This window comes from Pseudomonas sp. GW821-FHT01A09, assembly GCF_058986725.1.
Map to the genome: position 1 here is coordinate 204,227 of NZ_JBYSWB010000001.1, position 24,933 is coordinate 229,159.

Sequence of the window (24,933 nt, forward strand, 5' to 3'; positions counted from 1 at the left end):
GCTAAATAGCCTTTTGCCCGTCGTCGTGCGGGCCGACCTGCAAGAGGCTAGTGTGTCGCTCCCGGAAAACCCCGCCGTCGTTCCCCCTCCCGCCGCCACGCCGGCACCTGGTCGCGTTTGGTTGATGCTGTCACTGATGGTCGCCATGGTTCTCGCGGCGCTGGACCAGAGCATCGTCGCCACCGCGTTGCCCCGTATCGCCCGGGAGATGGACGGCCTCGAGGCGATGAGCTGGGTGGTGACGATCTTCATGCTCACCTCGACCATCAGCACGCCGTTGTACGGCAAGCTGTCCGACCTCTATGGTCAGCGGCGGTTGTTTTTGCTCAGCATCGGCGTGTTCGTCGGCGCTTCGGCGTTGTGCGGGCTGGCGAGCAGCATGGGGCAGTTGATCGCGTTTCGTGGCTTGCAGGGGCTGGGTGCCGGCGGGTTGATGACGCTGTCGCAGATCGTCCTCGGCCGCGCCGTGGAACCGTCCCAGCGCGGGCGCTACCAGGGGCTGTTTTCCGCCGCGTTCGCCATCAGCAGCGCGGCGGGCCCATTGCTGGGCGGGTTCATCACCGCCCATTTCACCTGGCGCTGGGTGTTCTATATCAACGTGCCGCTGGGCGGTCTGGCGATGCTTGGGTTGATGCTCAACGTACCGACCTTGCAGCGTCAGGCCCGCGTGGCCATCGACTACAAGGGCGCGATCGTGTTGTGCATGGCGACCTCGGCGTTGTTGCTGCTGACCCATGCGTCATCGCTGGCTCAGCAACTGGGCAACGCGGTGATGGTGCTGCTGGGGGTGATCGCCTTTGTCGGCTTCGGCCTGCTGTATCGCATCGAGCGCCGCGCCGCAGAGCCGATCATCGACCCGGCGCTGTTCGCCAATCGACGTTACAGCGTGGCGGTGGCGGCCACGGCGGCGATGTCCTTCGCGATGATGGGCTCGCTGGTGTTCATGCCACTGTACTTTCAGGCAGTGTTGCATCAAACGCCGACCGAATCGGGCTTCATGACCTTGCCCCAGGTGGCGATGCTACTGATCAGCTCGCTGATCGGTGGCTGGCTCTCCGCCAGGCGGCAGAATTTCATTCAACTGCTGGTGGTGGGCGTCGCCCTGGAGTGCCTGGGGCTGACCTTGCTGCTGGTGTGGGCGCACCTGCAGATGGGCGCGGCGTATTTTTTCGTGACCATGGGCGTGCTCGGTATCGGCATGGGCATCGGCATGCCAAACGCCACGGTGATCGTGCAGAACTCGGTGCCCAGTGCAGTGATGGGCGCGGCAACCGCCGGTATGTCGTTCTGCCGCTCCCTGGGCGGTGCGCTGGGGGTGGCGGCTGCGGGCGGCATCATGAGCTTTACCCTCAATCGTGAACTGGCGCGGCTGCCGGAGCAGTTTCAGCACATCAACCTGCTCGAAGGGCTGGGCGAGGTCAGTGGCTCGCCGACGCAGATGGCGCAGTTGACCGAGCTGTACCGCGTGGCGATCGAGGCGAGCCTAGGAGCGGGCGGCGTGGTGATGTTCGTGGCGCTGTTGTTGACGCTCAGTTTGCTGCGGGCCAAACCGGCAGCGCGCGAGGCTTGAACTCGTACTGGCTGACCGGTTGCATCGGCTCGTCGTTGCGCCAATACGTGGAGGGCGGTCAGCGGCCGTTGCAGTTCACCTCCGGGCAGTGGGTCGAAGTGCCGCTGGGCGTGGCGCTGTTCCCGGGTGAGTTGCCGATGCCGCCGCGCAGCTGGTTGCAGCGCCGTTTCGATGTACGGCATTGAAGCCCGCAGGCCAAGGGCGGGCACTTTGCGGCGCTGGAGCAACCGCAATTGCTGGCCGACGATATCCGCGAGTTTTTTCGCCCGTTGCGCTGAGTGCGGATTTTCTGCCGACGGGTGAGGTGGTGGCGCATTGCCTGCAACCATGGTATGGCTGTACTCCCTGAAATTTGCCATCAAGAGCAGGTCAACCATGGGCTACCCCGCCAGCGTTCTATGTGTCCTCGTGTTATCCATCGCTTCATCCTGCGCTGTGGCCGCCGACGCCACTGCCGACCCCGGCAAGGCCCTGCACAAGGCCGAAACCCTGGAGCAGAACGCCGCTTCACCACAGCCCGAGGCGCCCGTGCCCAAGGCCGATACCATCACCAAGGCCGAGGTGCAGGCGGTCGATCCAAAGGGCAAGGAATCAGTGGACGATGCCATTACCTGCCTGTCGCGCACGATTTATTGGGAGGCCAAGGGCGGCAACGCGCAGGACATGGAAGCGGTTGCCAATGTGGTGCTCAACCGTCTTGGCCATGAAGGTTTTGCCGACACCGTGTGCGGCGTGGTCAAGCAGGATGCACACAAGAAGAACTGCCAGTTCTCCTGGTGGTGCGACGGCCGCTCCGACCAGGTGGTGGAGGAGGATCGCTACGTGGATGCCAAGGAGGTCGCCCGCAAGGCGCTGAATCAGCAGTTGCAGGACCGCACCAACGGCGCGCTGTACTTCCACGACAAGCGCCTGTCGCCGGAGAGCTTCAAGCGCTATGTGCGCACCGCGCAGACCGACAAGTTCGTGTTCTACAAACCCGGCAAGGACCTTGCCCCCTAGCGAACTGGCGGTGAACACCCACGGTGGCGCTGCCGAGCACCGTGGGTGGCCGGGCTTCACGCCTGGCGATTGATCGACGGCTCGAGGATCCACTCCGCGCTGTCGTTCCACACATCCATGCGCGTGATCAAACCGTCCTGCACCTCATAGCGATCCAGGTAGCGATTGCCTGCGAACGCTCGGCCATCAGGCCATTGCCCGTACAGGGTGCCGTTGGAATACACCACGGTCACGCCGTCGCGTTCCATCCAGTCGTATTGGCCTATCTGTTTTTTTACCCAGGTATAACGGGCGCCGTTGAAGGCGGTGATCGTTTGCGGGGCGGGCATGGCGCGCCCGCCGGTAAAGGTGATGACCACGTCGGGGGCCATGAAGGTGGCGGCGCGCACCGGGTCAGGGGCCATGGAGGCTTCGAGAAAATTGCTAACAATCAATACGGCGGGATGTATGGCGGTCATGCTGTCGCTCCTTGATAAGTTTGCTTGCATATGGTGCGCGGCGCACGCTAACGGGGCAGATCTTGCTTGGTTTTAAGCCCGCAATGCGGAAAAACCCGGCGATGCGCAACTGGCATCCGGTTTGCTAGCAAAGATCGTACAAGTGCTAGCAATCAGGAGAAATAAAAATGTTTTCATCGTCGAATCCGCTTTCGAACACAAGCCGCCGCAAGCGCCCGCTGTTGGCCATGGTGGTGGGTGTCGGCATCAGCCTGGCGGGCAACGCCTGGGCCGTGGAGCCGATCAAGGTCGGGCTGGTCGCTGCGCTGTCGGGGCAGTCGGCCAAGTCGGGCGAAGCGCTGACCCGCGGCCTGAGCCTGGCGATCGACGAGGTCAACGCCCAAGGCGGCGTGTTGGGTCGCCCCCTGGAACTGGTGCGCCGCGACGACGAGAGCAACCCGTCCAAGGGCATGCTGGCGGCCCGGGAACTGGTGCAGCGGGAAAAAGTCAGCATTCTCTTCGGTGGCCTCGACACCCCGGTGTCGCTGGCCATCGTGCCCTTGGCCAATCAGCTGAAAGTGCCGTTCATGGGGATCTGGGCCGCGGGCACCAAAATCACCGAGAACGGCGCCAAGGACAATTACGTGTTCCGTGTTTCCGCGGTGGATGAGCGGGTCGACGAAGCGCTGGTGGACTACGGCACCCGCACCCAGCACATGCAGCACCCCGGGTTGATCCTGATCAACAATCCATGGGGCGAATCCAACGAGGCAGGCTTCAAGCGCGCCCTGGACAAGCGTGGCTTGAGCAGCGCCGGGGTCGAGCGCATTCAGGACAGCGATCTGGACGTGGTGCCGCAACTGACGCGGCTCAAGGAAGCCGGTGCCGACAGCTTGTTGCTGGTGGGCAACGTCGGGCCCTCGGCGCAGGTGGTCAAGTCCCTCGATCGCATGGGCTGGCAGGTGCCGGTGGTGTCCCACTGGGGGCCAGCGGGCGGGCGCTTCGGTGAGCTGGCCGGCCCCAACGCCGGGCGTGTGCACTTCATCCAGACCTACGTGTTCACCGAGCACAACAGCCCCCGTGGCGATGCCGTGCTCACCGCGCTCAAGGCCAAGTACCCCGAGATCAGGTCCCTCGGTGATGTGACTCCGGCAGTCGGTATCGCCAACGCCTACGACGCCCTGCACCTCAGCGCCCTGGCGATCGCCAAGGCCGGCAGCACCGATGGGCCGGCAGTGCGCGACGGCTTTTATGGCATCGGCGCCTACGACGGCCTGATCAAGACCTACCAGCAGCCGTTCAGTGCTGAGCGCCATGACGCGCTGGGCCCGCAGGACTACGTGTTCGCCCACTTCGTCGGCGACCAGATCGTGCCGGTCGCGCCGTGACTGCGGTCGTCCATCGCTTGCGCAGGAGCCTGCCATGATCACCGCCACACTTCTCACCGGCCTGGGCCTGGGCAGCATGTACGCGCTGCTGGCCCTGGGCTTTCACATCACCTATGTGGTGTCCCGCACGGTCAACTTCGCCCAGGGCAGCGCCATGATGCTCGGCGCGGTGCTGGGCTACAGCTTCAGCGTCACCTGGGGCTGGCCGTGGTGGTTGATGCTGCCGGCCACCCTGGCCCTGGCGGCGCTGTACGGGCTGATCATCGAGCGCTTTCTGGTGCGTCCGTTTCATGCGCGGGGCTCGCAAGCCTGGCTGATGGCGACGGTGGCCGGCGGCATGCTGGTGGACAACCTCACGCTGTTCACCTTCGGCAAGGAGCCGCGCCGGTTCGTCAGCGCGCTGGCCGAGGTGCAATGGCAATGGCTGGGCAGCAATGTCGGGCTCATGCAGTTGCTGATCCCGCTGGTGGGCGGCGCCATGGCCCTGGCGCTGTGGCTGGTGCGCCGCTACACGCGCCTGGGCAAGGTGCTCGAAGCCTGCGTGCAGAACCCCAAGGCGGCGACGCTGATGGGCATCAAGGTCAAGCGCGTGATCGCCGTGGCCTTTGCGCTGTCGACGCTGTTCGCCGCGGTGGCCGGGCTGCTGATTGCGCCGTTGTTCAGCGTCAGCGCGGAGATGGGCACGCTGTTCGGCCTCAAGGCCTTTGCGGTGGCGATTCTCGGTGGCGTGTCCAGTGCGGGCGGAGTGTTCGCGGCGGGCTTGCTGTTCGGTGTGGTGGAGGCGCTGGTGACCTTGTATTTCGGCTCGGCCTTTACCCAGATTCTGACGTTCGCCCTGGTGATCGTCGCGCTGGCAATACGCCCGGACGGCTTGTTCGGCATCAAGACGCGGGTGAAAGTATGAGCACTGCACGATCTTCTCTGGCGCCGCTGGGCATCCTCGCCCTGGGCGTGGCGAGCGCGGTCACCGCGTTCCTGCTCGACAGCTACTCCTTGTTGGTGTTCACCCTGTGCGCGCTGGCCACGGTGGTGGGCGTGGGGCTGAATATCCTGATCGGCCTGAGCGGGCAGATGTCCTTCGGGCATATCGCCTTTTATGCCATCGGCGCCTATGTCTGCGCGCTGTTGACCCTGGCCGGCTGGTCGCTGCCGCTGGCGATGCTGGTCGCGCTCCTGGGTTGCGCCGCGCTTGGGGCCTTGCTGGCGATTCCGGCACTGCGGGTCAAGGGCCCGTACCTGGCGATGATCACCATTGCCTTCGCCTTCGTCGCCCACCACAGCTTGATCGAGTGGCGTGACGTGACGGGCGGCTCCAACGGCCTGATGGGCATCCCGCTGCCGAGTTTCGGCGCGCTGGACCCGGCTGTGGGCATGGCGCTGGTGGCGGTGGCGATGATGGTGTTGGCGCTGGCGGGGTTCCTGCGCCTGCGCCGCAGTGGCTGGGGCCAGGCGATGCAGGCGGTCAACGCCGCAGAAATCGCCGCGCGTTCGCTGGGTTTCAACCCGATCCACACCAAGACCCTGGCCTTCGCCTTGTCGGCTGGGCTGACCGGGGTGGCGGGCGCGCTGCTGGCGCCGTTGATGATGTTCATCAACCCGGATTCGTTTCCGTTCAGCCAGTCGATCCTGTTCGTGCTGGCGGTGATCGTCGGCGGCAGCGGTACGCTGTTCGGGCCCTTGGTCGGGGCATTGCTGATCGTCTTGTTGCCGGAGTTGCTGGCGGATTTTGCCGAATACCGCTTGTTGATATTTTCGATCTTGCTGCTGGCGGTGCTGTGGCTGGCTCCGCAAGGCCTGCTGGGCGCCCTGGCCAGGCGCTGGTGGCGGCCTCGACCGGCCTACGCCCCTGCGGCGCCCGACCTTGAGCGCCTGGCCGCTTTTTTTGCCAATGGGCGAACGCCGAGCGGGCTGAACGTCGAGGCCATCGGTATCCGCTTCGGCGGGGTGCAGGCGGCGCAGAATGTCAGCTTTGAGGCCCCGGCCGGGAGTGTCACCAGCATCATCGGCCCCAATGGCGCGGGCAAGAGCACTGTGCTCAACCTCATCAGTGGCTTTTACCGGCCGGACAGCGGGCGCATCGAGCTGGGCCGGCAGTTGGCCGGGCTGGCGTCGTGGCAGATCGCCCGCGCCGGCATCGCGCGGACCTATCAGACTGCCCAGCTGTTCGGCGAATTGACGGTGCTGCAAAACCTGTTGGTGGCCATGCAGCGCGGGCGCCTGGGTCGGCCCTTGCAGGTGGCCAGCGCCGAGCGTCAGCAGTTGGCCCTCGACCTGCTGGCACTGGTGGGCTATCGCGGCGCAGTCAACATCGCCGCGCAGGACTTGCCCCATGTCGATCGGCGCCTGGTGGAAATCGCCCGAGCCTTGGCCAGCGGGCCCGGCGTGCTGCTGCTCGACGAGCCTGCCGCCGGTCTTGGACGCCAGGACACTGACCGCTTGGCCGAGCTGTTGCGCACCTTGGCGGGCTATGGCCTAGTGGTGATCCTGGTGGAGCACGACATGCCGCTGGTGATGGCGGTGTCCGAGCGTTTGCTGGTGCTCGATGCCGGCAAGCCGATCGCCTGGGGTACGCCCGACGAGGTGCGCAACAACCCGCAGGTGATTGCCGCCTATCTAGGCGGCACCACTTACCAGGCGACACCCCGCACGCAGCCTTGGGATGGCAGCCGCGATGCGCGTCTGTTCATCAAGGGCTTGAGCATCGACTACGGCGCCGCGCCGGTGGTGGACAACCTCGATCTGGTGGTCAACCCCGGCGAGTTGGTGGCCATTCTCGGCGCCAACGGTGCCGGCAAGTCGAGCATCCTGCAGTGCCTGGCCGGGCTGCATCCCGCCAGCGCTGGCAGCATTGTGCTGGACGACCGCGAGATCGCCCGCAGCGATGCCAGCACCATCGCCGGGCTTGGCCTGGCACTGGTGCCGGAGGGGCGCCAGGTGTTCGCTGAGCTGAGTGTGCGCGACAACCTGCTGCTCGGTGCCTACTCACGTCGCGATGCGGTCGACACCGAGGCCGAGATCGAAGCGATCCTGCAGCGCTTCCCACGGTTGCGCGAGCGCCTCGACAGCCCGGCGGGGGTGCTGTCGGGTGGCGAGCAGCAGATGGTCGCGGTCGGCCGCGGGCTGATGGCCAAGCCGAGCATCCTGCTGCTCGACGAACCGACCCTGGGTTTGTCGCCGGCGATGATCGGCGAACTCTACGACGCCCTGGCGCGGCTGCGCGATGAAGGGGTGACGCTGTTGCTGGTCGATCAGATGGCCAACCTGGCCTTGCAGGTGGCCGACCGCGCCTATGTGCTGGAGAACGGCCGCATCGTCAAGGCCGGCAGCGCCGCCCAATTGCGCAATGATCCGTCGTTGGAGGCGGCCTATCTAGGTCAAGAGCAGGGTCAAGAGCTGGCTCAAGAGCTGGCTCAAGAGCTGGCTCAAGGGCAAGCTCAAGGGCAGGGCGGACCACGGCAAGGAGCGCAAGCATGAACGCACTGAAACTGATCAACGCGCGGCTCGAAGACGGCCGCGACACCCTGTACGTGCTGGATGGCTATTTCGTCGAGACGCTGCCGACCGATCTGCCCTGGCGAGTGCTGGACCTGCAAGGGCAGCTGGTGCTGCCCGGATTGATCGAAACCCATATCCATCTGGACAAGGCCTGCATCCTCGAACGCTGCAGCCTGGTCGCCGGCACCTTGGCTGAAGCGATCGAGCAGACGCGTCTGGCCAAGGCCGATTTCACCGAGCAGGACGTCTACCAGCGCGGCGCCTCGGTGCTGGAGAAGGCCATCGTGCAGGGCACCACCCACATGCGCACCCATGTGGAGATCGATCCGCAGATCGGCCTGATCGGCTTTGATGCCGTGCGCCGTTTGCAGGCCGACTTCGCCTGGGCGTTGAGCCTGGAAATCTGCGTGTTTCCGCAGGAGGGCCTGCTCAACAATCCCGGCACCGAGGCGCTGCTGTGCCAGGCGCTGGAGCAGGGCGCCGATGTGCTGGGCGGTTGCCCTTACACCGACAGCGATGCCCATGGGCAGATCCGTCGGTTGTTCGAACTGGCGCGGCGTTACGACTGCGATCTGGATTTTCATCTGGACTTCGACCTCGATCCCGCTGGCATGACCTTGCACGAAGTGCTGCGTTGTACCCGCGAGCACGGCTGGGGCGGGCGGGTGACGGTGGGGCATGTGACCAAGCTGTCGGTGTTGCCCCGCGAGCAACTGCATACGCTGGGGCTGGAGTTGGCGCAGGCCGGGGTGCAGGTGACCTGTTTGCCGTCCACCGATCTGTTTCTGGGCGGGCGCGAGCACTTTCATAACCGCCCTAGAGGGCTGGCACCGCTGGAGGCCCTGCATCAATGCGGGGTGACCTGCTCGGTATCGACCAATAACCTGGGCAATCCCTTTACCCCGTACGGCGACGCTTCGCTGGTGCGCCAGGCCAATCTGTTCGCCAACGTCAGCCAGCTGTCGACCCCGGCGCAATTGCAGCGCTGCATGGGCTGGGTGTCATCGGAGTCGGCGCGATTGCTGCGGCTGCGGGACTATGGCCTGACGCCGGGGTGCCGGGCGGATTTCGTGGTATTCGCGGCGCCATCCGCCGCTGCGGTGATCGCCGAAGTGATGGCGCCGCTGATGGGCTTCAAAGGGGGGCGCCAGACGTTCGTGCGCGATAGGCCACGGCTGCTGAAACCACGCAGCGCCCTGTAGCGAGGGGGCTTGCCCCCGATGGGCGGCACTATTTTCGGGGGCAAGCCCCCCCGCTACAGCAGGCGGCGCAATCGCTATAGCCCAGCCAGCGCATCCCTTAGGTTGATCTCCGGCGCGACGCTGTCTTCCAGCGACAACTGCGCTTCGAGTTCATCGAGGTGTTCGAGCATCACCGCGATGGCCTGGGCCTGATCGCCGGCTTCCAGGGCGCTGATGATGTGCTGGTGTTCGTCCGAGGCGCAGGACGGCACGTCGTTGCGTTGATACAAGGCGACGATCAGCGAGCTGCGCACCATCAGGTTGGCGAGGATCTCGCTGAGCACGGTATTGCCGCAGATCTCCCCGAGCAGCAGATGGAATTCGCTGAGCTCGCGCACGATCTCCCGGCGGTCGGTGGCGCTGGTGGCCTTGCGTTCATTGCTCATGTGCCGGGCGACGCGTTCGCGCTGCTTGTACATGATCGCCGGGGTGATGCACTCGACGATCGCGCGCTCGATGGCCCGGCGTGCAGCGAAGACTTCCCGTGCTTCACGAGCGCTGGGTTGCGACACCATCGCGCCGCGGTTGGGCTCGATGGTGACGATGCGTTGCATGGCCAGGCGTTGCAGGGCCACCTGGACGTGATTGCGGTTGGCTTGCAGCGTCTCGACGATCTGCGCCTCCACCAAACGGGTGCCGGGGCGCAAGCGATGCTGGGCGATGGCCTTAGACAGGACATCGACGATGCGCTGGACTTCGAGCTGCTTGGCGGTAACGATCGGGGAACTCATGTCTTCCTCTGGGACGGCCATTACAACAGGCCGGCTGCGTGCAATCGCGCATTATCCGTCAGCTGTGGTTGCGGGGCAAACCGTACCTCAGGCCTGCCCCAGTGCACTGCCCTGGCCGCGAGGGTCGTGCAGCGCCTGTTTGCCCTCCTGGGCATCGATACGGATGACCCCGGCCATGCCCGTGAACGGATTGAGCGGCGCGATGGCTTCGACATCGTGGCCCATGCTCGCCAGTTCGCCGATCACCCCGGCACCGATATCGGCTTCGAGCTTGAGGTTGTCGGTGCCGTCGAAAAAGCTGCGGCCCAGCAAGAACCGCGGCGTGCGCAGGGCCTGCTCGATTGGCTGGCAATAGTCGATCAACTGGCTGGCCAGCACCATTTGCGTCTGGGGTTGCCCGTCGCCGCCCTGGGTGCCGAAGAACAATCGCTCGCCGTCGTCGGCCAGGTAGCAGGATGGGTTGAGGGTATGGGCTGGGCGTTTGCCCGGTGCCCAGGCGTTGAGATGGGTGGGGTCGGCGCTGAACCCGGCTGCGCGGTTTTGCCACAGCACGCCGGTGTCGCCGAGCACTACGCCAGAGCCGAAATCGTGAAACAGGCTCTGGATCAGGCACGCGGTGCGGCCCTCGCTATCGGTGGCGGCCATCCATGCGGTATCGGCCGGGCGACCTGCTTCGTTCCAGGGCGCGGCGTGCCGATCGTCGATGGCCGCGGCCCGCTGCAGGCCCAGCGCTGGCGCCAGGCTGGCGGCGTAATCCCAGGCCGTGGTGGCCGGGTCATGCAACTGCTGGTTGCGCAGCAGCAGGCCCTGTTTGATCGCCTCGACCAGCCAGTGATAGTACTGGGCGCTGCCGTTCTCGGTGCCGGCGATGTCCTTGCCGTTCAACGCCTGCATCGCTTGCAGGGTATACAGGCCTTGGCAGGGCGGCGCGATGTTGTACAGCTGGCCCTGGCGGTAGCGGATGCTGATCGGTGCCACTTCGTCGGCGCGGGTCGCTTGCAGGTCGGCCAGGGTCAAACCACAGTCCAGACGCTTGAACTGCTCGGCGAAAGCATGGGCCAGTTCGCCCTGGTAGAAGTCATCGATGCCCCGGCGTGCGAGGTGGCGCAGGGTGTCGGCCAACGCCGGCTGGCGCAGAATGTCGCCCTCGCGCAGCCAGCGGCCGTCGACCTTGCACAGGCCATGCAGGCCCGGCAGGGTGTCGATCAGCGCCTGACGCCGGGTTTGCCAGAACAACTGCGAAGCGCTGACCGGCACGCCGGCCTGCGCGGTGCTGGCGGCGTCTTCGAGCAGGTCCTGCCAGCTCAGGCGCGAATGCCATTGCCGATCGCTGATCTGCTTGGCGGTCTGCCAACTGGCCAGCGCACCGGCACTGGTGGCCACGGCGTTGGGGCCACGCAGGTCGATGCGGCCGGCACCGGGCAAGCGTTGGCCGGCCTGGCCAATGCCGATGACGGTCCGCACCTGGCGATCATGCAGCAGCCAGAGCGCATCGCCGCCAATGCCGGTCATGTGCGGGTAGACCACGCCGAGCATGGCACTGGCCGCCAGCATCGCGTCGATGGCGGTGCCTCCGGCGTCGAGGATCTGCAGGCCGATGGCGCTGGCGTCGGGGTGGGGCGTGGTGATGATGCCGCGGGTGGCGTGGGCGGGCACTGTGGCGTTTCCTATGGCTAGCTTTAAATTGATTATTGCTAGCAACTTTTGCGCCATTTTCGGGGGCAAGCCCTCTCGCTACAGGGGGGGCGGCGGCGATGCGAGCCACAGGCGCCGGTCCGTGTAGCGAGGGGGCTTGCCCCCGATCCCGCAATCCCCCTGCCATATCTGCCCCCATACAGTGCGCCATTGCTCGCTTCAGGCTTTGCAACCGCACCCAATGAGGGCACAATCGCGCCCCTCTTTTTCTGCCAGGGCGGTTTTGCTGCCCTGGCGCTGTAGCCGTCTCGCGATTGGAGTTGTCCCGCATGCATGAGCAGGCCCCTGTTGTTGATGATCACCTGGCGTCGGCCCCGACCGCACTGAGTCGCTGGGACCGCCAGGACACCACCTGGATGCTCGGCCTGTTCGGCACCGCGATTGGCGCGGGAACCTTGTTCCTGCCGATCAATGCCGGGTTGGGGGGCTTCTGGCCGCTGCTGATCCTGGCGGTTCTGGCGTTGCCGATGACCTTCTACGCCCACCGCGGGCTGACGCGCTTCGTGTTGTCCGGGCGCGAAGGCGGGGACATCACCGCAGTGGTCGAGGAGCACTTCGGGCTCAAGGCCGGGGCGCTGATCACCTTGCTGTACTTCTGTGCGATCTTCCCCATTCTGCTGATCTACAGCGTGGCGCTGACCAACACCGTCGGCAGCTTTCTGGAGCACCAGCTGCACATCGCGCCGCCGCCGCGTGCAGTGCTGGCGCTGGTGTTGATCCTCGGGCTGTTGGCCATCGTGCGCTGCGGCGAGCAGGCCACGGTGAAGGTCATGAGCCTGCTGGTGTACCCGTTCATCGTCGCTCTGGCATTGCTGGCGCTGTTTCTGGTGCCGCACTGGACCGGCGGCATTCTCGCCACTGCCGGCGAGCTGCCGTCAGGCTCGGCGTTCCTGCACACCTTGTGGCTGGCGATTCCGGTGATGGTGTTCTCGTTCAACCATTCGCCGATCATCTCTTCGTTCGCCGTCGACCAGAAGCGCCGCCACGGCGCGCATGCCGATGAGCGCAGCGGCCAGATCCTCGGCCGTGCGCATGTGCTGATGGTGGCGATGGTGATGTTCTTCGTGTTCAGCTGCGTGCTGACCCTGAGCCCGGTACAACTGGCCGAAGCCAAGGCGCAGAACCTGTCGATCCTGTCGTACCTGGCCAACCACTTCAACAACCCGACCATCGAGTTCGCCGCGCCGCTGATTGCCTTCGTGGCCATCGCCAAGTCGTTCCTGGGGCATTACATCGGCGCCAGCGAGGGCTTCAAGGGCCTGGTGCACAAGAGCGGCCGTCGCCCTGGCGTCAAGGCCCTGGACCGCATGACCGCGGCCTTCATGCTGGTGGTGTGCTGGATCGTCGCCACGCTGAACCCGAGCATTCTGGGCATGATCGAGACCCTGGGCGGCCCGGTGATCGCGGCGATCCTGTTCCTGATGCCGATGTACGCGATCCGCAAGGTGCCGGCGATGCGGCAATATAGCGGCGCGATGTCCAACGTGTTTGTGGTGGCGGTCGGCCTGGTGGCGATTTCGGCGCTGGTGTATTCGTTGATGTCTTGAATCACACTGTAGCGAGGGGGCTTGCCCCCGATCTGCGGTGGGTCAGTATGTGGCAGGGTTGCCGAGAGTTTTTCGGGGGCAAGCCCCCTCGCTACGGGTGTACGTGGTCCCAACGTCAATCGATATGCGGCGCATGCAAATGCACCGCCGCCGCCTTGAGCAACTCCTTGGTATAGGGGTGTTGCGGTGCATCGAACAGGTCGTGGCTGGCGCCTTGCTCCACGACCCTGCCGTCCTTGACCACGATCACGTCGTGAGCCAGCGCCTTGACCACCGCCAGGTCGTGGCTGATGAACAGATAGGTCAGGCCATGGCGCTCCTGCAACTGGCGTAGCAGCGCCACCACCTGCTTCTGCACCGTGCGGTCCAGCGCCGAGGTCGGCTCGTCGAGCAGGATCAGCGCCGGCTTGAGCACCAGCGCCCGGGCGATCGCGATACGCTGGCGTTGGCCACCGGAAAATTCATGGGGGTAACGGTGGCGGGTCTCCGGGTCCAGGCCGACCTCGCGCAGCACCTGCACCACCTGGGCGTCACAGGCACCGGCATTCATCTCGCTGTGCACTTCCAGGCCTTCGCTGATGATCTGCGCCACTGACATGCGCGGGCTGAGGCTGCCGAACGGGTCCTGGAACACCACCTGCATCTGTTTGCGCCAGGGTCGCATCTGTTTCTGATCGAGGCTGTGCAGCGCCTGGCCCTGGAAGTAGATTTCGCCCTCGGCGTCCAGCAATCGCAGGATCGCCTGGCCCAGGGTCGATTTGCCCGAGCCGGATTCGCCGACGATACCCAGCGTCTTGCCCCGCTGCACGCTGAGGTCGATACCGTCGACGGCCTTGATGTGCTCCCAGGGCTTGCGAAACAGCCCGCCACCCAAGGCATAACAGACCTTCAGATCCTTGACCTGCAACACCACCTCGCGCTCGTCACGGGGCAGCGCTTCGCCTGCCGGCTCGGCGTCGATGAGCATGCGGCTGTAGGGATGCCGGGGATGCTCGAACAAGGCATGGCACTCGGCCATTTCGACGATCTCGCCGGCCTTCATCACGCACACGCGCTGGGCGATGCTGCGCACCAGATTGAGGTCATGGCTGATCAGCAGCAGGGACATGCCCAGACGCCGTTGCAGGGCCTTGAGCAGGTGCAGGATCTTGCGCTGCACGGTTACGTCCAGCGCTGTAGTGGGCTCGTCGGCGATCAGCAGGTCCGGCTCGCAGGCCAGCGCCATGGCGATCATCACCCGTTGCCGCTGGCCGCCGGACAACTCGTGCGGATAGGCCTTGAGGCGCTGTTCAGGATTGTGGATGCCCACCAGTTCCAGCAGTTCGAGGATGCGGGCGCGGGCAGCCTTGCCGGCCAGGCCGCGGTGCACCAGCAGCGTTTCGCCGATCTGCTTTTGCACGCTGTGCAAGGGGTTGAGCGAGGTCATGGGCTCCTGGAAGATCATCGCCACGCGGTTGCCGCGGATCTCTTGCAGGGTGCGCGCGCTGGCGCCGAGCAGCTCCTGGCCGCGATAACGGATGCTGCCGGTGCTGTGCAGACCATTTTGTGGCAGCAGCTGCAGGATCGAATTGGCCGTCACCGACTTGCCCGAGCCCGACTCGCCCACCAGCGCCAGGCACTCGCCGGCGTGAATGTCCAGGCACAGGCTGCGCACCACAGTGTGGCCGTTGAAGGCCACGCACAGGTCGCGGATCTCGATGAGATTGGCGCTTGGGTCGGTCTGGGCGTGCTGTTTCACGAGAGCGATATCCTGATCTAGGCGCGGGGGTCGAAGGCGTCGCGCAACGCCTCGCCAATGAATACCAACAGCGACAGCAGCACCGCCAGGGTGAAGAACGCAGTGAAGCCCAGCCAAGGCGCCTGCAGGTTGTTCTTGCCCTGGGCGATCAGCTCGCCGAGCGAAGCGCTACCGGCGGGCATGCCGAAGCCGAGGAAGTCCAGGGCGGTGAGGGTCGAGATGGCGCCAGTGAGAATGAACGGCAGGTAGCTGAGCGTGGCGTTCATGGCGTTGGGCAGGATATGCCGGACGATGATCTTGCCATTGCTCAAGCCCAATGCCCGTGCCGCCTTGACGTATTCCAGGTTGCGCCCGCGCAGGAACTCGGCGCGTACCACGTCGACCAGGGTCAACCAGCTGAACAGCGCCATGATCCCCAGCAGCCACCAGAAGTCCGGTTCGACGAAGCCGGAGAGAATGATCAGCAAGTACAGCACCGGCAGCCCGGACCAGACCTCCAGCACGCGCTGGCCGAACAGGTCGACCCAACCGCCGTAGAAGCCTTGCAGCGCACCGGCGGCGATGCCGATCAGCGAGCTGATCAGGGTCAGGGCGATGGCGAAGAGAATCGATACCCGTGCGCCGTAGATCACCCGCGCCAGCACATCACGGGCCTGATCATCGGTGCCCAGCCAGTTCACCGCAGTGGGCGGGCTGGGTGAGGGTCGGCTCAGCTCGTAGTTCGGCGTGTCGGCACTGAACGGGATCGGCGGGAACAGCATCCAGCCACCGCCCTTGGTCACCAGTTGGCGCACGTAATCGCTGCGGTAGTCGGGTTGGAAGGGCAGCAGCCCGCCGATCTCCTGTTCGGTGTAACGCTTGAAGACCGGGAAGTAATAGGTGTCGTGCAGCTTCATCACCAGCGGCTTGTCATTGGCGATCAGTTCGCCGCCCAGGCTCAGGCCGAAGAGGATGACGAACAGCCACAGCGACCACCAGCCGCGGCGGTTGTGCTTGAAGCGGTCCAGGCGACGGCGCGCCAAGGGCGACAGCTTGAATGCAGAAGGCCGCGACATCAGGCATTCCTCGCGGCGAAGTCGATACGCGGATCGACCAGGGTGTAGCAGATGTCACCCACCAGTTTGATCAGCAGCCCGAACAGGGTAAAGATGAACAGCGTGCCGAACACCACCGGGTAATCCCGGGCCACAGCCGCCTCGTAACTCAGGCGGCCGAGGCCGTCGAGGGAAAAGATCACCTCGATCAGCAGCGAGCCCGCAAAGAACACGCTGATAAAGGCCTGGGGCAGGCCGGCGACCACCAGCAACATGGCGTTGCGCAGCACATGGCCGTAGAGCACGCGCTGTTCGCTCACTCCCTTGGCCCGGGCGGTGACCACGTACTGGCGGGTGATCTCGTTGAGGAAGGAGTTCTTGGTGAGGATGGTCAAAGCTGCGAAGCCGCCGATCACCAGGGACGTCACCGGCAGCACCAGGTGCCAGAAGTAATCGGCAATCTTGCCCAGCAGCGTCAACTGTTCGAAGTTTTCCGACACCAGCCCGCGCACCGGGAACCAGTCGACCCCGGTGCCGCCGCAGAACACCACGATCAACAGCATGGCGAACAGAAACGCCGGCATGGCATAACCGATGATGATCGCCGTGCTGCTCCATACGTCAAATTGGCTGCCATGGCGCACCGCTTTGCGGATGCCCAGAGGGATCGACACCAGATAGGTGATCAAGGTGGCCCAGAAGCCCAGCGACAGGGTCACCGGCATCTTGTCGGCGATCAGTTGGGTGACCGTGGCGCCGCGAAAGAAGCTCTTGCCGAAATCCAGTACGGCGTAATGCTTGAGCATCAGCCACAGGCGCTCAGGCGCGGGCTTGTCGAAGCCGTACTGGTGCTCGATATCGGCGATTAGCTTGGGATCCAGGCCGCGGCTGGCGCGTGACGTTTGCGCGCTGTCGCCGCCGCTGCTGCCTACCGATGTGCCGCCCAGGCCCTGCAGGCGGGCGATTGCCTGCTCGACGGGGCCGCCTGGGGCGGCCTGGACGATGACGAAGTTGACCAGCAGGATGATCAGCAAGGTCGGGATGATCAGCAGCAGCCGACGCAGTATGTAGTTCAGCATCAGTGTGCCCCTTGGGTGCGTGCGGCCATCTGCGCGTTGCTCAACGGCGTGGGGCTGATCTCCCACCAGGTTTCAGGAGCGGCTTCATTGCTGGCCGGGATCCTGGGCATGCCGAAGCGGTTCCACCACACCGTCGAGGTGCCTGGCGGGTAGTAGTTGGGAATCCAGTAGTAGTTCCACTGCAGCACGCGGTCCAGCGCATGGGCGTAGGTGGCCATCACCGGTTGGGTGGTGGCGCTGACCAGGCCCTTGAGCAGTTGATCGACGGCCGGGTCCTGCAGCGCCATGTAGTTGCTGGAGCCCGGGTCGTTGGCGCCCTGGGAGCCGTAATAGTTGAGCAGCTCCATGCCCGGCGACGACGATACCGGATAGCCGGTGACGATCATGTCGTAGTCCCGCGCCATCAGGCGGTTGAGGTACTGGGACGGATCGATGCGGCGAATCTCGAAGGTGATGCCGATCTGCGCGAGGATGCGTTTGTACGGCAGCAGCAAGCGCTCCATGCCGCCCTGGGCATTGAGAAAGGTGAAGCTCAGCGGCTCGCCCTGGGCGTTCACCAGTTTGTCACCCTGGGGATGCCAGCCGGCGTCTTCGAGGAGCTTGAGGGCTTGCAGCTGTTTGTCGCGAATGAAGCCGCTGCCATCGGTCTTCGGGGCCTGGAACACCTGGCTGAAGACTTCGTCAGGAACCTTGCCGCGCAGCGGTTCGAGGATTTTCAGCTCGTCGGCGGTCGGCGGCGCGCTGGCGGCCAGTGCACTGTTGGAGAAGAAGCTCTGCTGGCGCAGGTACATGTTGCGCATCATCTGCCGGTTGCTCCACTCGAAGTCCCAGAGCATGGCCAATGCCTGGCGCACGCGGCGGTCCTTGAACACCGGGCGGTTGAGGTTGAACACGTAGCCCTGGGCCGATTGCAGGCCCTTGGTCGCCAGATGCGCGCGCTGCAGACGGCCGTCGTCCAGGGCGTCGCTGTTGTAGCCGATGGTGTAGCCCGTGGCGGAAAACTCGCGGTTGTAGTCATAGCCACCGCCGCGCAGCACCTGGCGGGCGACGTCGATATCGCCGAAGAACTCCACGCCGAAGTGATCGAAGTTGTACAGGCCGCGGCTGACTGGCAGATCCTTGCCCCACCAGTCGGGGTTGCGCTCGAAGGTAATGCTGCGGCCGTTGTCGACCTTGCCGACCCGATAGGGGCCGCTGCCCAGCGGTGGCTCGAAACCGCCGCCGCCAGCGAAGTCGCGGTCTTTCCACCAGTGCTCGGGGAGGACTGGCAGGGTCGCGAGGTCCAGCGCCAGGGTGCGGCTGTCGTTGTTCTTGAAGTCGAAGCGCACTTGCCGATCACCTTCGATCACCACGTCCTTGACGTCGGCGAACTGCGTGCGATAGCGCAGGCTGCCTTGGGTGATCAGCAGGTTGAAGGTGTAGCGCACGTCCTCGGCGGTGATCGGCGTGCCGTCGGCGAATTTCGCTCTGGGGTCAAGGATGAAGCGCAGCCACAGGCCATCCTTGTCACGTTCGATGCCTTGAGCCACCAGGCCATAGACGGTGTAGGGCTCGTCGAGGGAGCGCACGGCCAGAGGCGAGTACACCAGGCCGTCGATTTCACTGACGCCGATGCCTTTGTCCAGGTAGGGCAGCAGATGGTCGAACTGGCCGATCTCCATGGCCGAGCGGCGCAGGCTGCCGCCCTTGGGCGCGTCGGGGTTGGTGTAGTCGAAGTGGTCGAAGTTGGCCGGGTATTTGGCGGGCTCGCCATAGACGGTCAAGGCGTGCAGGGGAGCGGCGATGGCGGGCGTCAGGGCCAGCAGGAGGGAACTGAGCAGTATGTGGGTAAAAACCGATCGCATTGTCTGCCTTGCTGTGACGGAGGAAATGCCCCTGTAGCGAGGGGGCTTGCCCCCGAATGCAGTGTGTCAGCCCCGCCAGGTGTGGATGACACACGTTCCGGGGCGAACCCCTCGCTACACATATTGTTACCATCATGCACGTCTGCAGCCGCAAACGAAACGGCCCGCATCGAGGCGGGCCGTTTTTATTGCCGGGGCAGGATCAGTCCTGACGGCTGGTCACTTCCAGCAAGTGGTAACCGAACTGGGTCTTGACCGGGCCTTGCACGACGTTGATCGGCGCGCTGAAAACCACGGTGTCGAATTCCTTGACCATCTGGCCTGGGCCAAAGGAACCCAGATCGCCGCCTTGGCGGCTGGAAGGGCAGGACGAGTTGGCTTTGGCGATTTCAGCAAAATCGGCACCGCCTTCAATCTGGCTTTTCAGCTCGTTACATTTGTCTTCGGTGGAAACCAGGATGTGGCGGGCAGTGGCTTTGGCCATGGGGAGGTACTCCTTTCAGTGAAGGGACAAGCCTACCGGATCGGACGGCCGAATTACAGCCGCTGTCTGTAGCGAGGGGGCTTGCCCCCGAAAACCTACCAACCGCCGCTAGGGGGCTGACGCCACGCAATCGGGGGCAAGCCCCCCCGCTACAAGGGCTTTACGCCAGGCATTGGACAGGCTGATCTGCACTGGCGAGCTGCTCGGCAGCACTGCGCAACAGCGCTGCAGTCGCGTCCCAACCCAGGCAGCCGTCGGTGATCGAGACGCCGTAGCGCAGATTGCCACTCAGCGGCTGGCAGCCCTCGAACAGGTTGCTTTCGAGCATGGTGCCTACCAGTGAACGGTCGCCTTGCAGGCGCTGCGCCAGTACGTCATTGAATACCTGTGGTTGGCGCAGCGGGTCCTTGCCGCTGTTGGCGTGGCTGCAGTCGACCACCATGCGCGCGGGCAGCTTGGCCTTGATCAGCGCTTCGCGCACCTGGGCCACGCTATGGGCGTCGTAATTGGGGCCGCGATGGCCGCCGCGCAGGACCACATGGCCGTCAGGGTTGCCCTGGGTTTCGATGATCGCCGGATGGCCGCCGGCATCGACGCCGAAGTGGCGGTGCGCATGGGCGGCGCTGCGAATGGCGTCGCAGGCAACGGCAATGCCGCCGTCGGTGCCGTTCTTGAAGCCCACCGGCATGGCCAGGCCGCTGGCCATTTCTCGGTGGATCTGCGATTCGGTGGTGCGCGCACCGATAGCGACCCAGCTCAGCAGGTCCTCGAAATAGGCCGCAGCCATGGGTTGCAGCAATTCGGTGGCGATCGGCAGACCGAGGCGCAGCATGTCGAGCATCAGTTCGCGGGACAGGCTCAGGCCGCCGACCATGTCGTCACTGCCGTCCAGACGCGGGTCGTAGGCCAGGCCTTTCCAACCGACCGTGGTGCGCGGTTTTTCAACGTAGGCGCGCATCACCAGCAGCAGTTGGTCATCGACCTCGCGGGCCAGTTGCGCCAGGTTGCGGGCGTATTCGCGGGTGGCTTCAGGGTCATGCAGGGAACAGGGGCCGACGATTACCAGTAGGCGCGAGTCGCGGCCTTCGAGGATGGCGCGTACGGCCTCGCGGTGGCGAGAGACCTGGGTGGACAGGTGCGCGTCCAGGGGCAATTGCTGCTTGAGGCTCTGCGCAGTGGGCAGACGCTGGCTCAGGCTGGTGTTGGCGGCCAGGGCAGGGGCCTGGGTGTGCAGCTGGGTGTTGAGGGTATGCATGTTCGGTCCTTCGGCTGGCGGCAGGCTGGTGAGCCCGCGTGCAGCCCTTATCGGGTTGTTCGACACATCTGTGCCATATGTTCCGGATTGCCGCCCGATGAGGTGCGTTCGCTGGCGGCGAGTTGGGCCGAACGCAGGGTGCTAAATCGCCAGGCGGTGGAGGTGCAGTAGCGGTGATAGGTGGCGTAGTTCATGGTGAATCTCCGTGATCGATAGCGTTAAAGGCTTTGAAAAACAAAACCCCCAGTCGGGAGGCCGACTGGGGGTTGAGGTGTTCTCAATGTCCGGCGGCCCTGGGGAGGTGCGCGCCGATGGATATCAGTCGCGCAAGTGGCTAAACCAATACCCATAATAATAAGAAGCGCAGCCGACCGGAGCGCCCACAGCCATGCCCAGCGCCACGCCAGCGGCGTTGCGTACAGGTTGCATGGAATGTGGATTGGCAGAAGTCATGAGGCCGCATCTCGTTGATTGCGGTCGAGCTTACTGCACTGCAGGGCACCGAAGCAATAGCGGCTTGCAACGGCGGGCACGGCGACAAACAATGATTGCCATTGGGGCTGAGGCCTATTGCCTTGAATAAAAACGTCATCATGCGCTAAAGAGGTGCCATGAGCCTGCAACTGATTCCAGCCACGTCGGTGGCCGACATGGCGTTCGCGCGAACGCTGGCGCGGCGCAACATGCTGCCGTATTACGGGGAGTTCGGCCTGCTGTGGGTCGACGATGCGTTCGATGAGTGCTGGCGATGGCGCGACAATCGCTTAATCGAGGACGCCACTGGCCTGCTGGGTTTCATCAGCCTCAGCGTCGATCAGCGTGCTTTGTTCATTCGCGAGTTGCAGATGGTCGAGTCCGCGCGCGGGCGCGGTGTCGGTGGCCTGGTGCTGGAGTGGGCCCATGCATTGGCCGTGCAGCGTGGCTTGCCGCTGGTGCGGTTGACGGTGTTCAAGAGCAATCCGGCGCAGCGACTCTATCGCCGTCATGGCTTCGAACAGGTCGGTGAAGACGAGTGCTTTTTGCGTATGGAGCGCCAGGTCGGCGCCAAGGCCGGTACGCGCCGGCCTTGATCCTGTCCCGTGGCTCGGTGCGGCGAGGCCGCGGGACAGATTGCACGCTCACCCCTCTGGACGGTACGGCGCTTCAGGGGGTATCACGCCGTGCTTCATGCCCAGTAGCACCGCGACTTTATGCGCTTCTCCGCGCCTGCCTTTCTTGCGTCCGGCCAGCACCTGGTAGGTGGTAGCGGGGTCGACTCCATGTTCCCTGGCAAATGCCTGTACCGATTTACCCTGGTACTCCAGCCAAGCCTTTGCTTGTGCAGCAGTCCGTATACCGTGCATAGTTCAAATCCGTTTATATCGATTTATTTGTGTTTAGATTTTCACCCTTTTGGGGTGGTCGATAAGGGATTATACATTCAAATGATTGGAATTGGTTCACGTCTCAGGGAAGAACGCGAGCGGCTCAAGCTGACCCAGCGTGCGTTCGGTGACATCGGCGGGGTGGAGCCCAACGCCCAAGGCAAATATGAAAGCGGCGAACGAGCACCCAAGGCCGATTATCTGGCCGCCGTGGCGGCCCAGGGCGTCGATGTGCTGTATGTGCTGACGGGCCGCCGCGAACCCCTCGCCGCCGACCGCCATGACCCCAGCGAAAGCCAGTTGCTGACAGCCTATCGGCTGATGCCCAACCAGGCGCGCAGCGGTCTGGTGCTGCTGGCGGGAAGTGTGATGGAACTTGCGGCGGCGGGTAGACACAAACCCTGAGCGCAGTGGCTGCCAGCGAATTTCCCGGCTGAGCGGCAGGGCGCCATTAGCGACTTTCGTGACGCTTTCAGCTAGGTCTGACGACGGATGTTTGTTAATGTAGCGATCTGATTGCGAAAGCGTAACGAGGAGTGTCTGCTTGATTAGGGTCCTGGTGGTCGACGATCACGATCTGGTTCGCACAGGCATCACTCGGATGCTGGCCGACATAGACGGATTACAGGTAGTGGGGCAGGCCGAATCCGGTGAGGAAGCGTTGCGTCACGCGCGCGAGCTCAAGCCCGATGTGGTACTGATGGACGTCAAGATGCCAGGCATCGGCGGCCTCGAGGCCACTCGCAAACTGCAGCGCAGCTACCCCGATATCAAAGTCGTTGCGGTGACCGTCTGTGAAGAGGATCCGTTTCCGACGCGCTTGCTGCAAGCAGGGGCGGCGGGCTATCTGACCAAAGGCGCCGGCCTCGACGAGATGATCCAGGCCATTCGCCTGGTATTCGCCGGCCAGCGCTATATCAGCCCGCAAATCGCCCAGCAGTTGGCGCTCAAGTCGTTCCAGCCGCAAACCACGGCATCGCCGTTCGATCTGTTGTCCGAGCGTGAAATCCAGATTGCCCTGATGATCGTCGGCTGCCAGAAGGTGCAGATCATCTCCGACAAGCTCAATCTGTCGCCCAAGACCGTCAATACCTACCGTTATCGGATTTTCGAAAAGCTCTCGGTGACCAGTGACGTGGAGCTGACCCTGCTGGCCGTGCGACACGGCATGGTCGACGCCAGCGCCTGACTCTATGACCACGCCATTCGATCCCAGCGCCTTTCTGGCCACTTGCAGCGGGCGCCCGGGCGTCTACCAGATGTTCGATGCCGACGCGCGCCTGCTCTACGTCGGCAAGGCCAAGAATCTCAAGAAGCGCCTGGCCAGCTACTTTCGCAAGACCGGCCTGGCGCCCAAGACCGCAGCCCTGGTCGGGCATATCGCGCAGGTCGATACCACCATCGTCGCCAACGAAACCGAGGCGCTGCTGCTCGAGCAGACGCTGATCAAAGAGTGGCGGCCGCCGTACAATATTCTGCTGCGCGACGACAAATCCTATCCCTATGTCTTTCTTTCCGATGGTGCCTTCCCGCGCCTGAGCATTCACCGCGGCGCGAAAAAAGCCAAGGGCCGCTATTTCGGGCCTTATCCCAGCGCAGGGGCGATTCGCGAAAGCCTCAGCCTGCTGCAAAAGACCTTTTTCGTCCGCCAGTGCGAAGACAGCTATTACAAGAACCGCACGCGGCCCTGCCTGCAATACCAGATCAAACGCTGCAAGGGGCCGTGCGTGGGCCTGGCCGAGCCGGCTGACTATGCCGAGGACGTGCGTCACTCGGTGATGTTCCTTGAAGGGCGCAGTCATCAGTTGACCAACGAGCTGGTGGTCGACATGGAAAAAGCCGCCATGGCCCTGGATTTCGAAAAGGCCGCCGAGCTGCGCGACCAGGTTGCACAGCTGCGGCGCATTCAGGATCAGCAGACCATGGAGGGCGGCACCGGTGACATCGATGTGGTCGCCGCCTTCGTCAACCCCGGTGGCGCCTGCGTGCATTTGATCAGCGTGCGCGGCGGCCGCGTGCTGGGCAGCAAGAATTTCTTCCCGCAGGTGGGAATCGAGGAGGAGGTGGCAGAGGTCATGTCCGCCTTTCTCGCTCAGTATTACCTAGGCAATGCCGAGCGCGAGCTGCCCAGCGAGCTGATCGTCAACGTGGTGCACGAAGACTTCGAGGCGCTGGTGACGGCCATCGACACCCTGCGTGGGCGGGAACTGAGCATCAGCCATCGGGTACGTGGCACCCGCGCGCGCTGGCAGCAACTGGCCGTGACCAATGCCGAGCAAGCCTTGGGTGCGCGCCTGGCCAACCGCCAGCATGTTGCCGCGCGCTTCGAGGCCCTGGCTGAAGTGCTCGATCTGGATGAGCCGCCGCAGCGCCTGGAGTGCTATGACATCAGTCACTCCAGCGGCGAGGCGACGGTGGCATCGTGCGTGGTGTTCGGGCCTGAAGGGCCGATCAAGGCCGACTACCGCCGCTACAATATCGAGGGCGTGACGCCAGGCGATGATTATGCGGCAATGCACCAGGCGCTTACCCGGCGCTTCAAGCGGGCCAAGGAAGGCGAGGGCAAGTTGCCTGATGTACTGCTGGTCGACGGTGGTAAGGGCCAGTTGAACATGGCGCGCGACGTGCTCAAGGAGCTCGACGTGCCCGATCTGATCTTGCTGGGCGTGGCCAAGGGCACCACCCGCAAGGCCGGTTTTGAAACCCTTTACCTGAATGACGTGGCGCATGAATTCACCCTGAAAGGGGATTCGCCCGCGCTGCACTTGATCCAGCAGATTCGTGACGAGGCGCACCGGTTCGCCATTACTGGCCACCGTGCCCGCCGCGGCAAGACCCGGCGGACATCGACGTTGGAGGGTGTGGCGGGGGTGGGTCCCAAGCGCCGCCGCGACCTGCTCAAGCATTTCGGCGGATTGCAGGAGTTGACCCGTGCCAGCATCGAGGAAATCGCCAAGGCCCCAGGAATCAGTAAAAAGCTCGCAGAGTCGATTTATGCGAACCTGCACAGCGAGTAGAATCCCCCTCTCACC

At 64.2% G+C, this 24,933-nt stretch carries 23 protein-coding genes; 12 read left to right on the forward strand and 11 right to left on the reverse strand.

What is annotated here, in order from left to right; genetic code table 11:
• Positions 1-124 precede the first annotated feature (124 nt).
• The 3 genes from AC3WJP_RS00870 to AC3WJP_RS00880 all read left to right on the forward strand — a co-directional run bounded on the left by AC3WJP_RS00870 (position 125) and on the right by AC3WJP_RS00880 (position 2,569).
• A complete protein-coding gene (locus AC3WJP_RS00870) occupies positions 125-1,570 on the forward strand; it encodes a DHA2 family efflux MFS transporter permease subunit (protein ID WP_493719346.1) in 1,446 nt (481 codons plus the stop codon).
• Positions 1,567-1,755, forward strand: coding sequence for a hypothetical protein (locus AC3WJP_RS00875; protein ID WP_493719347.1), 189 nt, complete (start codon positions 1,567-1,569; stop codon positions 1,753-1,755). Before AC3WJP_RS00870 ends, AC3WJP_RS00875 begins: the two co-directional genes overlap by 4 nt.
• Before the next feature lie 190 nt (positions 1,756-1,945).
• Positions 1,946-2,569 carry a cell wall hydrolase gene (locus AC3WJP_RS00880; protein ID WP_493719348.1) on the forward strand — a complete coding sequence of 208 codons (624 nt, stop codon included), beginning with the start codon at positions 1,946-1,948 and terminating at the stop codon, positions 2,567-2,569.
• A gap of 56 nt (positions 2,570-2,625) precedes the next feature.
• Here AC3WJP_RS00880 and AC3WJP_RS00885 read toward each other — a convergent pair whose 3' ends face one another.
• Positions 2,626-3,027, reverse strand: a complete 402-nt coding sequence (locus AC3WJP_RS00885; RefSeq protein ID WP_493719349.1) for a nuclear transport factor 2 family protein — start codon at positions 3,025-3,027, stop codon at positions 2,626-2,628.
• 167 nt (positions 3,028-3,194) lie between these two features.
• Between AC3WJP_RS00885 and AC3WJP_RS00890 the strand changes: the two genes are divergently transcribed.
• From AC3WJP_RS00890 to AC3WJP_RS00905, 4 genes are read left to right on the forward strand one after another with little or no spacing between them, the layout of a single operon-like run.
• The gene (locus tag AC3WJP_RS00890) at positions 3,195-4,394 is read left to right on the forward strand and encodes an ABC transporter substrate-binding protein (RefSeq protein ID WP_493719350.1); all 1,200 of its coding nucleotides are present in this window, start codon (positions 3,195-3,197) and stop codon (positions 4,392-4,394) included.
• Between the two features lie 34 nt (positions 4,395-4,428).
• Complete coding sequence (locus AC3WJP_RS00895) at positions 4,429-5,298, forward strand: branched-chain amino acid ABC transporter permease (RefSeq protein WP_493719351.1); 870 nt, start codon at positions 4,429-4,431, stop codon at positions 5,296-5,298.
• A complete protein-coding gene (locus AC3WJP_RS00900; protein ID WP_493719352.1) occupies positions 5,295-7,868 on the forward strand; it encodes a branched-chain amino acid ABC transporter ATP-binding protein/permease in 2,574 nt (857 codons plus the stop codon). Before AC3WJP_RS00895 ends, AC3WJP_RS00900 begins: the two co-directional genes overlap by 4 nt.
• Positions 7,865-9,091, forward strand: a complete 1,227-nt coding sequence (locus tag AC3WJP_RS00905) for an amidohydrolase family protein (RefSeq protein ID WP_493719353.1) — start codon at positions 7,865-7,867, stop codon at positions 9,089-9,091. Before AC3WJP_RS00900 ends, AC3WJP_RS00905 begins: the two co-directional genes overlap by 4 nt.
• Before the next feature lie 74 nt (positions 9,092-9,165).
• Here AC3WJP_RS00905 and AC3WJP_RS00910 read toward each other — a convergent pair whose 3' ends face one another.
• Both AC3WJP_RS00910 and AC3WJP_RS00915 read right to left on the reverse strand, forming a co-directional pair.
• Positions 9,166-9,861 carry a GntR family transcriptional regulator gene (locus tag AC3WJP_RS00910; protein ID WP_493719354.1) on the reverse strand — a complete coding sequence of 232 codons (696 nt, stop codon included), beginning with the start codon at positions 9,859-9,861 and terminating at the stop codon, positions 9,166-9,168.
• An 87-nt stretch (positions 9,862-9,948) separates the two neighbouring features.
• Positions 9,949-11,517, reverse strand: coding sequence for a gamma-glutamyltransferase family protein (locus tag AC3WJP_RS00915; RefSeq protein WP_493719355.1), 1,569 nt, complete (start codon positions 11,515-11,517; stop codon positions 9,949-9,951).
• Positions 11,518-11,825: 308 nt separating this feature from the next.
• Between AC3WJP_RS00915 and AC3WJP_RS00920 the strand changes: the two genes are divergently transcribed.
• Complete coding sequence (locus AC3WJP_RS00920) at positions 11,826-13,103, forward strand: serine/threonine transporter (RefSeq protein ID WP_493719356.1); 1,278 nt, start codon at positions 11,826-11,828, stop codon at positions 13,101-13,103.
• Positions 13,104-13,218: 115 nt separating this feature from the next.
• On the opposite strand, the gene AC3WJP_RS00925 is transcribed toward AC3WJP_RS00920, so the two are convergent.
• The 7 genes from AC3WJP_RS00925 to AC3WJP_RS00955 form a co-directional block, all read right to left on the reverse strand.
• Positions 13,219-14,841: an ABC transporter ATP-binding protein gene (locus AC3WJP_RS00925; protein ID WP_493719357.1), complete on the reverse strand. Its 1,623-nt coding sequence runs from the start codon at positions 14,839-14,841 to the stop codon at positions 13,219-13,221.
• A 17-nt stretch (positions 14,842-14,858) separates the two neighbouring features.
• A complete protein-coding gene (locus tag AC3WJP_RS00930) occupies positions 14,859-15,896 on the reverse strand; it encodes an ABC transporter permease (protein WP_493719358.1) in 1,038 nt (345 codons plus the stop codon).
• A complete protein-coding gene (locus tag AC3WJP_RS00935) occupies positions 15,896-16,954 on the reverse strand; it encodes a microcin C ABC transporter permease YejB (RefSeq protein ID WP_493719359.1) in 1,059 nt (352 codons plus the stop codon). The genes AC3WJP_RS00930 and AC3WJP_RS00935 overlap by 1 nt, the downstream gene beginning before the upstream one ends.
• Complete coding sequence (locus AC3WJP_RS00940) at positions 16,954-18,798, reverse strand: extracellular solute-binding protein (protein ID WP_493719360.1); 1,845 nt, start codon at positions 18,796-18,798, stop codon at positions 16,954-16,956. Before AC3WJP_RS00940 ends, AC3WJP_RS00935 begins: the two co-directional genes overlap by 1 nt.
• A gap of 202 nt (positions 18,799-19,000) precedes the next feature.
• Positions 19,001-19,282, reverse strand: coding sequence for a peptidylprolyl isomerase (locus tag AC3WJP_RS00945; protein WP_226502793.1), 282 nt, complete (start codon positions 19,280-19,282; stop codon positions 19,001-19,003).
• 160 nt (positions 19,283-19,442) lie between these two features.
• Positions 19,443-20,537 carry a 3-deoxy-7-phosphoheptulonate synthase gene (locus AC3WJP_RS00950; RefSeq protein ID WP_493719361.1) on the reverse strand — a complete coding sequence of 365 codons (1,095 nt, stop codon included), beginning with the start codon at positions 20,535-20,537 and terminating at the stop codon, positions 19,443-19,445.
• 47 nt (positions 20,538-20,584) lie between these two features.
• Positions 20,585-20,731, reverse strand: coding sequence for a hypothetical protein (locus AC3WJP_RS00955; RefSeq protein ID WP_493719362.1), 147 nt, complete (start codon positions 20,729-20,731; stop codon positions 20,585-20,587).
• Between the two features lie 417 nt (positions 20,732-21,148).
• Here AC3WJP_RS00955 and AC3WJP_RS00960 point away from each other — a divergent pair, with 417 nt between their 5' ends.
• Positions 21,149-21,607, forward strand: a complete 459-nt coding sequence (locus tag AC3WJP_RS00960) for a GNAT family N-acetyltransferase (RefSeq protein WP_493719363.1) — start codon at positions 21,149-21,151, stop codon at positions 21,605-21,607.
• Positions 21,608-21,655: 48 nt separating this feature from the next.
• Here AC3WJP_RS00960 and AC3WJP_RS00965 read toward each other — a convergent pair whose 3' ends face one another.
• Entirely contained in the window at positions 21,656-21,880 is a 225-nt protein-coding gene (locus AC3WJP_RS00965) for a DNA-binding protein (protein WP_493719364.1), read from the reverse strand.
• 81 nt (positions 21,881-21,961) lie between these two features.
• Here AC3WJP_RS00965 and AC3WJP_RS00970 point away from each other — a divergent pair, with 81 nt between their 5' ends.
• From AC3WJP_RS00970 to uvrC, 3 genes are all read left to right on the forward strand, one after another.
• The gene (locus AC3WJP_RS00970; protein WP_493719365.1) at positions 21,962-22,306 is read left to right on the forward strand and encodes a helix-turn-helix domain-containing protein; all 345 of its coding nucleotides are present in this window, start codon (positions 21,962-21,964) and stop codon (positions 22,304-22,306) included.
• A 139-nt stretch (positions 22,307-22,445) separates the two neighbouring features.
• Complete coding sequence (gene gacA, locus AC3WJP_RS00975) at positions 22,446-23,090, forward strand: response regulator transcription factor GacA (protein WP_226502787.1); 645 nt, start codon at positions 22,446-22,448, stop codon at positions 23,088-23,090.
• Between the two features lie 4 nt (positions 23,091-23,094).
• The gene (gene uvrC / locus AC3WJP_RS00980; RefSeq protein WP_493719366.1) at positions 23,095-24,918 is read left to right on the forward strand and encodes an excinuclease ABC subunit UvrC; all 1,824 of its coding nucleotides are present in this window, start codon (positions 23,095-23,097) and stop codon (positions 24,916-24,918) included.
• The last annotated feature ends 15 nt before the right edge of the window (positions 24,919-24,933 follow it).